The sequence below is a fragment of the Streptomyces sp. NPDC088147 genome, assembly GCF_044741565.1.
GTDB lineage: Bacteria > Actinomycetota > Actinomycetes > Streptomycetales > Streptomycetaceae > Streptomyces.
Map to the genome: position 1 here is coordinate 299,597 of NZ_JBIUSY010000006.1, position 13,049 is coordinate 312,645.

The window sequence follows — 13,049 nt, forward strand, 5'->3', positions numbered from 1 at the left end:
CCCGGATTTCTGACGAAACGATGACTGTAGGGGCACTCTTGTGCGAAGCGGCGAGAGTGGCTTTAGGTTGGACGAAGCACTTCGCCCCCAACCCGGGAGCGGAGTCCGGTCACGGTCTTCGACAGGAGGATCCGGCCATGCCATCCGACGATTTCCCCGATGAGGGAACACCACTCGGCGAAGACGACGCCGAGGATCTACTACGCGGTATCTGCTTCAAGACGGGCCCGCCCCGCACCGTGGGTGTGGAACTGGAATGGCTCGTGCACGACCTGCGCTCCCCCGAGAGAGCGGTCCCGGCCCACCGCCTCGGAGAGGCGTACGAGGGGCTGAGGGATCTGCGCCTCGCCTCGGCACTCACCTTCGAACCCGGCGGTCAGCTGGAGCTCAGCTCCCCGCCCGCCGCGTCGCTGATGGAGTGCATCACCACCACCGCCGCGGACCTGGACACCGTACGTCCGGCCCTGCGTACGGCGGGACTCGCGCTCGCGGGTCTCGGACAGGACCCCTGGCACTCCCCGCACCGCATGCTGCGGGAGCCGCGCTATGACGCGATGGAGACCTACCTCGACCGGATCGGTCCGGCCGGGCGCGCCATGATGCGGACCACGGCCTCCATCCAGGTGTGTCTGGACGCGGGCCACGAGGAACCCGGCCCGCTCGGATACGGCCGGCGCTGGCAACTCGCCCATCTGCTGGGCGCGGTGCTGGTCGCCGCCTTCGCGAACTCGCCCATGAGCGAACGCAGACCGACCGGCTGGCGCTCCACCCGGCAGGCGATGTGGGCACAGCTGGACCCGGCCCGTACCGCCGCGCCCTCGGCGCGGTACGAACCCCGTGCCGCCTGGGCGGCACACGCCCTGGACACACCGGTGATGTGCATCCGGGCGGAGAAGGGGCCCTGGCCGGTGCCCGACGGGCTGACCTTCCGGGAGTGGATAAGGTCCGGGCTGCCGCGTCCGCCGGTCCGCGCGGATCTCGACTACCACCTCACGACACTGTTTCCGCCCGTCCGGCCGCGTGGTCATCTGGAGTTGCGGATGATCGACGCCCAGCCGGGCGAGGACGGCTGGATGGTGCCGCTCGCCGTCACCACCGCGCTGTTCGACGATCCCGAGGCGTCGGAGACCGTCTACCGCACCGTCAAACCACTGGCGGAGACCGCCGGTTCGCTGCCCGCACCGCGCAATCTCCTGTGGGCCAACGCGGCGCGCCACGCGCTGAGCGATCCGGAGCTGCACGCCGCGGCGATCGCCTGCTTCGCCATCGCCCGGGAAGCACTCCCGCGCATCGGCGCGACGAGGGCCGTACAGGACGCGGTCGCGGCCTTCAACGACCGCTATGTCATGCGCGGCCGATGTCCCGCCGATGATCTGCGCGCCTCTGTGAACGGGAAGGACCTCAGGACATGACCGACTCCGCGGAAACCATGGAAGGCGCGGACAGCGCGGAAGCCGTCGGGACGACGGCGGAACGGCTGCGGCGGCGCGCCGTCGAGGCCCTGACCACCGCCAGGGACCGTACCTCTCTGCTGACCTCCTGTGTCGACGACCACGAGCTGACGGCGCAGCACTCGCCGCTGATGTCCCCGCTGGTCTGGGATCTGGCGCACATCGGCAACCAGGAGGAGCAGTGGCTGCTGCGGACGGTCGCGGGGCGCGACGCCATCCGCCCGGAGATCGACTCCGTCTACGACGCCTTCGAGCATCCCCGGTCCGCACGGCCGACGCTGCCGCTGCTGCCTCCCGCCGAGGCGCGCGCCTACGCCTCGGACGTACGCGGCAGGGTGCTGGACATCATCGAGCGCACCCCGCTGCACGGCGGTCCGCTGCTGGACGCGGGGTTCGCCTTCGGGATGATCGCCCAGCACGAGCAGCAGCACGACGAGACGATGCTCATCACCCACCAGCTGCGCCGGGGCCCCGCCGCGCTGACCGCGCCCCCGCCGCCCGCCGGGGACACCACCGGACTGCCCGCCGAAGTGCTCGTACCGGCCGGGCCCTTCACGATGGGCACGTCCACCGAGCCCTGGGCGCTCGACAATGAGCGCCCGGCCCATCAGCGGCTCGTCCCGGCGTTCTTCATCGACACGGTGCCGGTGACCAACGGTGACTACCGGCACTTCATCGACGACGGCGGCTACACGGACGAGCGCTGGTGGGCGCCGGCCGGCTGGGAGCAGATCCGTACGCACGACATCGGGGCTCCGCTGTTCTGGCGGCGCGAGGGCGGGCAGTGGCTGCGCCGCGCGTTCGGTGTGGAGGAGCCGGTCCCCGCGGACGAGCCGGTGCTCCATGTGAGCTGGTACGAGGCCGACGCGTACGCCCGCTGGGCGGGGCGGCGGCTGCCGAGCGAGGAGGAGTGGGAGAAGGCCGCCCGCCACGATCCCGTCTCCGGCCGGTCGCTGCGGTATCCGTGGGGTGACGACGAGGCCACCCCGGAGCGTGCCAATCTCGGCCAGCGCCATCTGCGGCCCGCCCCGGCGGGCAGCTATCCGCGGGGCGCCTCGCCGCTCGGTGTACGGCAGTTGATCGGGGACGTGTGGGAGTGGACGTCGAGCGACTTCCTTCCCTATCCGGGGTTCGCCGCGTTCCCGTACCGCGAGTACTCGGAGGTCTTCTTCGGCAGCGCCCACAAGGTGCTGCGGGGCGGGTCGTTCGCGGTGGACGCGGTGGCGTGCCGCGGTACGTTCCGCAACTGGGATCTGCCGGTCCGCCGCCAGATCTTCTCCGGTTTCCGCACCGCCAGGGATGTCTGATGTGCCGCCATCTCGCCCGGCTGGGGCCGCCGGTGGCGCTCGGCGAGGTGCTGATCGCGCCGCCGCACGCGCTGTTCCGGCAGTCCTGGGCGCCGCGTCGGCAGCGCAACGGCACGGTCAACGCCGATGGTTTCGGGGTGGGCTGGTACGCGGACGGCGATCCGCTGCCCGCCCGCTACCGCCGTGCGCGGCCCATCTGGGGGGACCTGGGATTCACCGATCTGGCGCGGGTGATCCGTACCGGCGCCCTGCTCGCCGCGGTACGTGACGCGACCGAGCCGGGCGCCGACGGGGAGGCCGCCGCCGCGCCGTTCTCCGACGGGCCGTGGCTGTTCAGCCACAACGGCTCGGTCGGCGGCTGGCCGGGCAGTCTCGCGGGCCCGGCCGCGTCCCTCCCCGCCGAGGAGCTGCTCACCCTGGCGGCCCGCAACGATTCCGCGCTGGTGTGGGCGCTGCTCCTGCACCGGCTGCGGGCCGGTGACGAGCTGGGTCAGGCGCTGGGCGACACCGTCCTCGACATCGCCGCCGCCGCGCCGGCCTCCCGGCTCAATCTGCTGGTCACCGACGGCGAGCGGATCGCCGCGACCGCGTGGGGGGACACCCTCTGGTATCTGACCGATCCCGGGGGCCACTGGACCGTGGTGGCCTCCGAGCCGTACGACGACGACGCGCGCTGGCGCGAGGTCCCCGACCGCACCCTGCTCGTGGCGACCCGCGACGACGTGCAGTTGTCCCCTCTCAAGGAGCCACCCGAGTGAGCCCGTTCCTGCTGACCCGCACCCTGCCCGAGGACGCCACGGACGCCGCCCTGCGCGCCGATGTGCTCCAGGGGCTGACCCGTACCCCCAAAGTGCTGCCTCCCAAGTGGTTCTACGACTCCCGGGGCAGTGAACTGTTCGAGGAGATCACCAGGCTGCCCGAGTACTATCCGACCCGCGCCGAGCGGGAGATCCTGCTCGCGCGGGCGCCGGAGATCGCGGCGGCGACCGGGGCGCGGACCCTCGTGGAGCTGGGGTCCGGATCCTCCGAGAAGACCCGTCATCTGCTGGACGCGCTCACCGGTCTGCACAGCTATGTGCCGGTGGATGTCAGCGAGAGCGCGCTGACCGGGGCCGCCGAGTCCCTGCTCGCCGAGCACCCCGGACTCCATGTGCACGCGCTCATCGCCGACTTCACCCGGGGGCTGGCGCTGCCCGGCACCCCGGGGCCCCGGCTGGTCGCGTTCCTCGGCGGCACGATCGGCAATCTGCTGCCGGCGGAGCGCGCGTCGTTCCTGGCATCGGTCCGGGGGCTGCTCGCGCCCGGTGACGCGCTGCTGCTCGGTACGGACCTGGTGAAGGACGAGTCCGTACTGGTCAGGGCCTACGACGACGCGGCCGGGGTGACGGCCGCCTTCAACAAGAACGTCCTCCTGGTCATCAACCGGGAGCTGGGCGCGGACTTCGATCCGCGTGACTTCGGCCATGTGGCGCTCTGGGACGCCGAGCACGAGTGGATCGAGATGCGGCTGCGGGCGCGCCGGGACCTCACGGCGAAGGTCCCGGAGCTTGATCTGGTGGTGCACTTCGCGGCCGGCGAGGAGGTGCGTACGGAGGTGTCGGCGAAGTTCCGTCAGGAACGGGTACGCGCCGAACTGGCCGAGGCGGGACTGGAGCTGGCGCACTGGTGGACGGACGAGGAGGGCCGGTTCGCGCTGTCGCTGGCGACCGCTGTGTGAATGACGCCGTGCGTGACGGTGGTCCGGGCGGCGGCGTCCGTGACCGTGTGGGCGATCCCTGACCGGGCGTCCGCGGCCAGCTCGCGGCGGTCGGTGTGGCGCCCGGCGGGGATCAGCGGCAGGACCGTGATCTCCGCCGTGAGCCCGCCGGCCGTCACGACCCGCCACAGCGAGGCGGTGATGGTGTCGTCCCCGACGAACGCCGGGGCGCCGGACGGCTTCCCGTCCGGCGCGCGGTAGGTGATACGTACCGGACGGACAGCGGCGTCCGCGTCCAGCGCCGCCTGGAAGACGGCGGTGGTGAACCGCCCCTGGTCGCGCCCGCACCAGGTGCAGGCCTCGGGGAAGACGATCACCCGCGAGCCGGCGGCGAGCGCGGTGGACAGGGTCCGTACGGTCCCGGGCAGCGCCCGCAGCCGCTCCCGCTCGACGAACAGGGTGCCGCCCAGCGCGGCCATCGCGCCCAGCAGCGGCCAGCGCCGTATCTCGCTCTTGGCGAGCATCCGCCCCGGGAAGACCGTGGCGAGGAGCGGTATGTCCAGCCAGGACACATGGTTGGCGACGACCAGCACCCCGGCCCCGCGCCGGGGCGCGGGCTCCCCCACGACACGGACGCGCAGGCCGAAGAGCCGCAGCACCGTGCGCGCCCAGTGCCGGGTGAGCAGGTCCCGTACGTCCCCGCCCAGGACCCTGAGGAAGGGAGCCGTCAGCGCGCCGGCCAGGACGAGACCGATCCCCGCGAGCAGCCGTACGGCCCCGGTCAGTGCCCCGGCGGCCGGGCCCTGGTGGGTGGAGCAGTCGCGGGGGGTGCAGGGCGCGGTGGGCAGCCAGGCGCTCATGCGCCGGGGGCGAGCGAGAGGAAGTGCCGCAGGTAGCGCGGGTTGGTGCGGCGCATCGACAGCAGCACGTACAGGTCGGCGACGCCGAACTCCGGGTCGTGCGCGGGCGCGCCGCACACCCAGGCGCCGAGCCGCAGATAGCCGCGGAGCAGCGGCGGCAGCTCGGAGGGCCGGGCAGCGGCGGCGGACGCGTCCGGGGTCCAGAGGCGGTGCGGGGTGACCCAGTACTCCTCGGGCGCCAAGTGCTTCTCCTTCACGGTGCTCCACGTCGAGGCGGCGAGCGCGCCGCCGTCCGCGAGCGGGACCGAGCAGCAGCCCGCCAGCCAGTTGTAGCCGCTGTCGGTCATGTAGCGGGCGAGCCCGGCCCAGATCAGGGCGATGACACCGCCGGTGCGGTGCAGGGGGTGGACGCACGAGCGGCCGACCTCGACCAGATCGTGCCGGATCGGGGCGAGCCGGGTGAGGTCGAACTCGCTGTCGGAGTAGATCCGTCCGGCTGCCCTGGCCCGCTCGGGCGGCAGCAGCCGGTACGTGCCGACGACCTCGCCGGTGCTCTCCTCGCGCACCAGCAGATGGTCGCAGTACGCGTCGAAGGCGTCGACGTCCAGTCCCGGTTCCGGGCCGTCGAGCCGGGCGCCCATCTCGCCGGCGAAGACCAGGTGCCGCAGCCGCTGGGCGGCCCGGACGTCCTCCTCGTCGCGGGCGAGGGACACGACGTAGCGCGGCTCGGCGGGTCCGGGCCCGGTCACCGTGGCGGGGACGGGGACGGGGACGGCGGCGGGGGCGGCGGGGGCGGCGGGGACGAAGGGAGCGGGGGCGATGGCGGACATGCGGACTCCTGTGCCGGTAGGGAAGGCAGGCCGCCGGGGTCCGCCGCTCGCGCGACGGGCCCGGCACCTTGTTTCTTCCGTGGCCGACTGGATTTGACATGACCACACGGCGGAGCGCGGATGTGAGACGGCTGAATGGCCGGGAGTCCGGGAACCGCGCGATTCGCCCCGGGCCCGCGGCCGCGCCCGTGACCCCGGCGGGGGCCCTCGGCCCGCGCCGTCCACCCCGGGACCTCGGCCCGCGGCCCCGACCAGGACCTCCCTCCCCCGCGGCCTCGGCCCGTGCCCTCAGCCGGAGAGCAGTTCCGCGCTGATCTGGTCGGAGGCCGCCTTCGCCGACTCCTCCGGGTCCTTGCCCTCGAGGACGGCCGTCATATACGGCTTGATCGGGTTGTCGGCCTCGACGCTCGCCCACTGCGGGGAGTTCGGGGTGGCCCGCCCCCGCGCGGCGCCCTCGGCCATCGCGGCCGTGCTCGCGTCACCGCGGATGACCTCGGCGAGGGTCGTCTTGTTCGGCACGTAGCTCATCGTCCGGGCGAGCTCGGTCTGCCAGGTCTCGCCCGCCAGGGCCTTGACCACCTCGACGGCGGCGGAGTGGTGGCTGGAGTTCTTCGGCACGATCAGATCGGAGCCGCCGGTGAAGACGGCCCCCGGCTTGTCGGCGCTCTTGCCCGGAATGGGGAAGAAGCCGAGTCTGCCCTTCAGTTCGGGGTTCTTCTCCTCGATGATCCGCGCCGAGCTGGGGGTGGAGATGATCTGCGCGACATCGCCCTCGGCGAAGACCTCCGCCTGCGGGGGCTTGGCCTCGTCGGAGTTCTTCGGTCCGTTGCCCAGCGACTGGAGGTCCTTGTAGAAGTCCATGCCTCTCAGCGCGGCAGGCGTATGGATCGTCCCCTGCCACTCGCCGCCGGACTCGACGGCCAGCTCGCCGCCCTCGTCCCAGATGAACCCGGCCAGGGTGTACCAGTCCTGCCCGGCGAGGTAGATGCCCTGGTTCCCGCCGCGGTTCAGCTCGGCGGTGTCGTCCAGCCACTGTTCCCTGGTCTTGGGCGGGTTCTCTATGCCGGCGAGCGCGAACAGATCCTTGTTGTAGATCACGACGCGGTTGGCCGCGTACCAGGGGATGCCGAACTGCGCGCCGTTGATGCTGCCCGGCTGCGCGAGACCGGGCAGCCAGTCCTCGCTGCCCAGATCACGTACCGACTCCAGGGTGAGATCGCGCAGATTGCCGCTCTCCGCGTACTGGGCGACCTGGGTGTTGCCGACCTCGATCACATCCGGCGTGTCCTCGCCGTCCAGCGCGGTCAGCACCTTCTCGCCGATCCCGGTCCACTCCTGGATCTTGATGTCGAGGCGGACGGACGGATGTTCCTTCTCGTAGTCGTTCACGAACCGCTCGAGGAAATCGTCCGAGACGCTGTCCTTCATCAGCCAGACGGTGACCGTCACGGAGTCGTCCCCGCCGGGCAGCATTCCGCAGCCGCCAAGGGCGACGGAGGACACAAGGGCCACGGAACAGGCGAGAGGGCGGTTCTTCACGTAGGTCAACCTTCTGGCGTGAGTGCACGGAGCAGGAAGAGAGGGCCCGACGTGGGGGGAGCGAACCGGGTTCGCACGGGTGTGTGGGATTTTGGTATGGACCAAACGGCCGGTCAAGTCCCGGAAGCGAACGGAACGCGGACGGAAGGGGACGCGCGCCCCTGACGCCCGTCTCCCGGGCCCGCCCTCCGGACGGACGACGCGCCTTCGGACGTGCTCCTTCAGCGCCATCCGGCTCCGGATGTCTCGCGGAGCGCCGCACGGTGGGGCACGGTGGAGTGACACCGCGATACCCGTGACACGTGAACAGGAGAGCGACGCCATGTCCCACCACACCTACCGGGTCACCGAGATCGTCGGCACCTCGCACGAGGGCATCGACGACGCCATCCGCAATGGCGTCGCCCGTGCCTCCCAGACGCTGCGCGGTCTGGACTGGTTCGAGATGACGGAGGTGCGGGGCCATATCGTCGACGGCGACATCGAGCACTACCAGGTCGGACTGAAGGTCGGCTTCCGCCTCGACGACACCCACTGACCGGCCGAGGTCAGGTACGGCCGCGCTCCTGCGCGTCCTTCATCGCCGGTGACGTGCTCGCCCAGCGGGCCCGTACGACCCGGAAGCCGGCCCGTTCGGCCGCGTCACAGACCAGTTCGTCGTCGTCCACCAGCATCCGCACCTCCCGGCCGCCGGCCAGCCCGCGCAGGATCTCCAGTTTGGTCGTACGCGCGGGCCGCCGGTCGTCGTTCCGGCGCATCCAGATCCGCCCCTCGGGCAGGCCGTGCTCGCGCAGCCAGGCCAGGGTGTCCGCGCGGCAGCGCTCCGGACGGCCGGTGAGGTACATGACCTCGCACTCCTCGGTGGCCTCCGCGACCAGCCGTACGCCCTCGGCCAGTGGCGTGTCCTGTCCGGCCGCGCCGAAGAATCCCGTCCAGTCGCGGGGCCGCCGCTCCAGGAAGTGCTGACGGTGGCCGGTCTCCGCCAGCGTTCCGTCCAGGTCGAATACGGCCAGCGGCCTGCCGTTCCCCGTCATCCCGCTCCCCGTCGCGCGCGTCACGTCCACCAGCCTAGGGGCTACCGCGCGTTCGACATCGCGGGCCCGGTCCCGCTAGCCTGCCGCCATGTCCAGTCCCGAGGCGTCAAGACTCTAGCCACCGGTCGTCCGGTGGCCTGCTCGCGTTGTCGCGTCGACAAGCTCCGCGGCCCATGGGGCCGTTGGTGCCGTCGGCCGCGGCCCGTCGCCATCGGATCGCCGTAGTACGGACTGTGTTCGGCCTCGGCCGGGTGTCACTTCCCTGACGCCGGGGCCCTTCGCGCGGTGGTCGCCGCGTATCTCCTGCCCGGACCGTCGGTGAACGGCGTCCGTACGGATACCCCCGCGGCCCACCGCTGCCCTGTCGGCGCCCGCGCCGACTCCTTGCCGGTTCATTCGGTCACACGATCCACGGTGTGGTTGCGGAGTTCTGTTATGCCATTCGCTCTCTATCTGCTCGGACTGGCGGTCTTCGCCATGGGGACGTCCGAGTTCATGCTGTCCGGCCTCGGGCCGGACATCGCACACGATCTGGGGGTGTCCATCCCGGCGGCGGGATCGCTCACCTCCGCGTTCGCCGTCGGCATGGTCATCGGCGCGCCGCTGATGGCGATGCTCGCTCTGCGCTGGTCGCGCCGCCACGCGCTGCTGGTCTTCCTGCTCACGTTCCTCGCCGTCCACGTGGTCGGCGCGGTCACCACCAGTTACGGGGTACTGCTGGTCACCCGGATCGTCGGGGCCCTGGCCAACGCCGGGTTCCTCGCGGTGGCGCTGGTGACCGCGACCGGCATGGTCGAGCCGAACGCCAAGGGACGTGCCACCTCCGCGCTGCTCGGCGGTGTCACCATCGCCTGCGTCGCGGGCGTACCCGGCGGCGCGCTGCTCGGTCAACTGTGGGGCTGGCGCGCGGCGTTCTGGGCGGTCGCGATCGTCTCGGTACCGGCCGTCGTGGCGATCCTGCGAGCGGTGCCGAGCGGTGGCGCCGGCGCCGCGGGAACGAGCGCGCGCCAGGAGCTGCGCGCACTGCGCGAGCCCCGGTTGCTGGTGACGCTGCTGCTGGGCGCGCTGGTGAACGGGGCGACGTTCTGTACGTTCACCTATCTCGCGCCGCTCCTCACCGAGGTGGCCGGGCTCGGTTCGGGGTGGGTGCCCGCCCTGCTGGCGCTCTTCGGTCTGGGCTCGTTCGCCGGGGTCACCATCAGCGGCCGGTTCGCCGACGTACGGCCCGTCCCGCTGCTGGTGGCCGGGGGCGTGGCGCTGCTCGTCGGCTGGGCCGTGTTCGCGCTGACGGCCGGGAACCCGGTGGCGGCGGGCGCGTTCGTGTTCGTCCAGGGGACCCTCTCGTTCGCCGTCGGCGCCACGCTGATCTCGCGGGTGCTCTACGCGGCGGCCGGGGCGCCGACCCTGGCCGGCGGGCTCGCCACGGCCGCGTTCAACGTGGGCGGTGCGGTCGGGCCGTGGGCCGGCGGCGTCGCGATCGGCGCCGGGCTCGGCTTCCGCGCACCGCTGTGGGTCAGCGCACTGCTGGTGGCCCTCGCCCTCGCCACCGCCGGGGTCGCCCGGGGGATGCGGCGCCGGACGGCCGACGAGGACGAGGGGGTGCCGACGGCCACCCGGTAGCGGCGGCTCAGGAGCGTGAGACCTTACGGGTCGCCCGCAGCCACTCCTTGTTCATCGCCGCGATGGACGGCAGCGGGATCCCCTTCGGGCAGGCGGTGGCGCACTCACCGGCGAGGGTGCAGCCACCGAAGCCCTCCTCGTCCATGGTCGCGACCATGTCGAGGACCCGGGTCTCACGCTCCGGTGCGCCCTGCGGCAGCACATTGAGGTGGTTGATCTTGGCGGAGGTGAAGAGCATCGCCGAACCGTTGGGGCAGGCCGCGACGCAGGCGCCGCAGCCGATGCACTCGGCGTGTTCGAAGGCGAAGTCGGCGTCGGGCTTGGGCACCGGTGTGGCGTGTGCCTCGGGCGCGGCGCCGGTGGGGGCGGTGATGTAGCCGCCCGCGCCGATGATCCGGTCGAACGCGGACCGGTCCACCACCAGGTCCTTGACCACGGGGAAGGCCCCGGCCCGCCAGGGCTCGACATCGATGGTGTCGCCGTCGTCGAAGTGCCGCATATGGAGCTGGCAGGTGGTGGTGCGCTCGGGACCGTGGGCGTCGCCGTTGATGACCACACCGCACGCGCCGCAGATGCCCTCGCGGCAGTCGTGGTCGAAGGCGACCGGCTCGTCGCCCTTGAGGATCAGCTCCTCGTTGAGGGTGTCGAGCATCTCCAGGAACGACATGTCCTCGGAGATGCCGTCGATGCCATAGGTGACCATGGCGCCGGGGGCGTCGGCGTCCGGCTGTCGCCAGACGCGCAGGGTGAGCCTCATGCGTAGCTCCGCTGGGTGGGGTGGACGTACTCGAAGACGAGGTCTTCCTTGTGCAGGACGGGCGCGGTGCCGGTGCCGCCGAACTCCCAGGCCGCGGCGTACGAGAACTCCTCGTCGCGGCGGGCGGCCTCACCGCCCTCGGTCTGCGACTCCTCGCGGAAGTGGCCGCCGCAGGACTCGGCGCGGTGCAGCGCGTCGAGGCACATCAGCTCGGCCAGTTCCAGATAGTCGACGATGCGATTGGCCTTCTCCAGCGACTGGTTGAGCTGCTCGCCGGTGCCCGGCACCTTGATCCGGCGCCAGAACTCCTCACGGATCTGCGGGATCCGGTCGAGCACCTTGCGCAGGCCGTCGTCGGTGCGGGCCATTCCGCAGTGCTCCCAGAGGAGTTCGCCGATCTCCTTGTGGAACGAGTCGGGCGTACGGTCACCGTCGACGGCGAGCAGCAGCCGCAGCCGGTCCTCGGTGTCGGCGACCGCCTCGGCGACCTCGGGGTGGGACTCGTCGATCTCGTCGTGGTGCGGATTGCGGGCGAGATAGTCGTTGATGGTGGACGGCAGGACGAAGTAGCCGTCGGCCAGACCCTGCATCAGCGCGGACGCGCCGAGCCGGTTGGCGCCATGGTCGGAGAAGTTGGCCTCGCCGATCGCGAACAGCCCCGGCACGGTGGTCTGGAGGTCGTAGTCGACCCAGAGACCGCCCATCGTGTAGTGGATCGCCGGGTAGATCCGCATGGGCACCTCGTACGGATTCTCGGCGGTGATCCGCTCGTACATCTCGAAGAGGTTGCCGTACTTCTCCTCGACGGCCTTGCGGCCGAGCCGGGCGATGGCGTCGGCGAAGTCGAGATAGACGCCCTGTCCGCCGGGTCCGACCCCGCGGCCCTGGTCGCAGACGTTCTTCGCGGCCCGTGAGGCGATGTCGCGCGGGACGAGATTGCCGAAGGAGGGGTAGATCCGCTCCAGGTAGTAGTCGCGCTCGTCCTCGGGGATCTCGGCCGGGGGCCGCTGGTCGCCGCGCGCCTTGGGCACCCAGATGCGGCCGTCGTTGCGCAGCGACTCGCTCATCAGCGTGAGCTTGGACTGGTGGTCGCCGGAGCGCGGGATGCAGGTGGGGTGGATCTGGGTGAAGCACGGGTTGGCGAAGTAGGCGCCGCGCCGGTGCGCCCGCCAGATGGCGGTGGCGTTGCTGTTCTTGGCGTTGGTGGAGAGATAGAAGACATTGCCGTAGCCGCCGGAGGCGAGGACGACGGCGTCCGCGAAGTGGGTGGAGACCGCGCCGGTGATCAGATCGCGGGCGACGATGCCCCGGGCCCGTCCGTCGACGACGAGCAGATCGAGCATCTCGGTGCGCGGATGCATCTCGACCGCGCCCGCCGCGATCTGCCGGGACAGCGCCTGGTAGGCGCCGAGCAGCAGTTGCTGGCCCGTCTGGCCGCGGGCGTAGAAGGTACGGGAGACCTGGACGCCGCCGAAGGAGCGGGTGTCGAGGAGTCCGCCGTACTCGCGGGCGAACGGCACGCCCTGGGCGACACACTGGTCGATGATCTCGACCGAGACCTCGGCGAGCCGGTGGACATTGGACTCGCGGGCCCGGAAGTCGCCGCCCTTGACGGTGTCGTAGAAGAGCCGTTGGACGGAGTCGCCATCGTTGCGGTAGTTCTTGGCGGCGTTGATGCCGCCCTGCGCGGCGATGGAGTGGGCGCGGCGCGGCGAGTCCTGGTAGCAGAACTGGACGACGTGGTAGCCCTGTTCGGCGAGCGTGGCGCCCGCGGCGCCGCCGGCGAGGCCCGTACCGACGACGATCACGGTGTGCTTGCGCCGGTTGGCGGGGTTGACCAGCTTGGCTTCGAAGCGGCGCCGGTTCCAGCGCTCGGCGACGGGCCCGTCCGGCGCCTTGGTGTCGGCGATCGGCTCGCCCACGGTGTATTCGGCGTAGTCGGTGGGTTCGTTCAT

General features: G+C 71.7%; 12 protein-coding genes. 6 read left to right on the forward strand and 6 right to left on the reverse strand.

The genetic code is table 11. The annotated features are described in order from the left end of the window. The first annotated feature begins 137 nt into the window (after positions 1-137). Genes egtA through egtD form a run of 4 tightly spaced genes read left to right on the forward strand, consistent with a single transcriptional unit; the run spans position 138 to position 4,475 of the window. A complete protein-coding gene (gene egtA, locus ACIOGX_RS22200) occupies positions 138-1,412 on the forward strand; it encodes an ergothioneine biosynthesis glutamate--cysteine ligase EgtA (RefSeq protein WP_356507809.1) in 1,275 nt (424 codons plus the stop codon). A gap of 17 nt (positions 1,413-1,429) precedes the next feature. Continuing rightward, entirely contained in the window at positions 1,430-2,758 is a 1,329-nt protein-coding gene (egtB, locus tag ACIOGX_RS22205; RefSeq protein ID WP_384773371.1) for an ergothioneine biosynthesis protein EgtB, read from the forward strand. Continuing rightward, a complete protein-coding gene (gene egtC / locus ACIOGX_RS22210; protein ID WP_356507811.1) occupies positions 2,758-3,516 on the forward strand; it encodes an ergothioneine biosynthesis protein EgtC in 759 nt (252 codons plus the stop codon). The genes egtB and egtC overlap by 1 nt, the downstream gene beginning before the upstream one ends. Next, on the forward strand, positions 3,513-4,475 hold the full coding sequence (gene egtD / locus ACIOGX_RS22215; protein WP_401915513.1) for an L-histidine N(alpha)-methyltransferase: 963 nt from the start codon (positions 3,513-3,515) through the stop codon (positions 4,473-4,475). Before egtC ends, egtD begins: the two co-directional genes overlap by 4 nt. On the opposite strand, the gene ACIOGX_RS22220 is transcribed toward egtD, so the two are convergent. The 3 genes from ACIOGX_RS22220 to ACIOGX_RS22230 form a co-directional block, all read right to left on the reverse strand. After that, entirely contained in the window at positions 4,370-5,314 is a 945-nt protein-coding gene (locus tag ACIOGX_RS22220; protein ID WP_401915515.1) for a lysophospholipid acyltransferase family protein, read from the reverse strand. The two genes, egtD and ACIOGX_RS22220, sit on opposite strands and share 106 nt — an antisense overlap. Next, the gene (locus ACIOGX_RS22225) at positions 5,311-6,144 is read right to left on the reverse strand and encodes a GNAT family N-acetyltransferase (protein ID WP_401915518.1); all 834 of its coding nucleotides are present in this window, start codon (positions 6,142-6,144) and stop codon (positions 5,311-5,313) included. The genes ACIOGX_RS22220 and ACIOGX_RS22225 overlap by 4 nt, the downstream gene beginning before the upstream one ends. 288 nt (positions 6,145-6,432) lie before the next feature. After that, positions 6,433-7,683, reverse strand: coding sequence for an extracellular solute-binding protein (locus tag ACIOGX_RS22230; protein ID WP_383970844.1), 1,251 nt, complete (start codon positions 7,681-7,683; stop codon positions 6,433-6,435). Positions 7,684-8,005: 322 nt separating this feature from the next. On the opposite strand from ACIOGX_RS22230, the gene ACIOGX_RS22235 reads away from it, so the two are divergent. Beyond that, positions 8,006-8,221, forward strand: a complete 216-nt coding sequence (locus tag ACIOGX_RS22235) for a dodecin (protein WP_129771462.1) — start codon at positions 8,006-8,008, stop codon at positions 8,219-8,221. Between the two features lie 10 nt (positions 8,222-8,231). On the opposite strand, the gene ACIOGX_RS22240 is transcribed toward ACIOGX_RS22235, so the two are convergent. Beyond that, on the reverse strand, positions 8,232-8,717 hold the full coding sequence (locus ACIOGX_RS22240; protein ID WP_401915895.1) for a hypothetical protein: 486 nt from the start codon (positions 8,715-8,717) through the stop codon (positions 8,232-8,234). Between the two features lie 435 nt (positions 8,718-9,152). Here ACIOGX_RS22240 and ACIOGX_RS22245 point away from each other — a divergent pair, with 435 nt between their 5' ends. Beyond that, complete coding sequence (locus ACIOGX_RS22245; protein WP_401915521.1) at positions 9,153-10,337, forward strand: Cmx/CmrA family chloramphenicol efflux MFS transporter; 1,185 nt, start codon at positions 9,153-9,155, stop codon at positions 10,335-10,337. A gap of 7 nt (positions 10,338-10,344) precedes the next feature. Here ACIOGX_RS22245 and ACIOGX_RS22250 read toward each other — a convergent pair whose 3' ends face one another. Further along, a complete protein-coding gene (locus ACIOGX_RS22250; protein WP_129771376.1) occupies positions 10,345-11,094 on the reverse strand; it encodes a succinate dehydrogenase/fumarate reductase iron-sulfur subunit in 750 nt (249 codons plus the stop codon). Next, on the reverse strand, positions 11,091-13,049 hold the full coding sequence (locus ACIOGX_RS22255) for a fumarate reductase/succinate dehydrogenase flavoprotein subunit (RefSeq protein ID WP_383970850.1): 1,959 nt from the start codon (positions 13,047-13,049) through the stop codon (positions 11,091-11,093). Before ACIOGX_RS22255 ends, ACIOGX_RS22250 begins: the two co-directional genes overlap by 4 nt.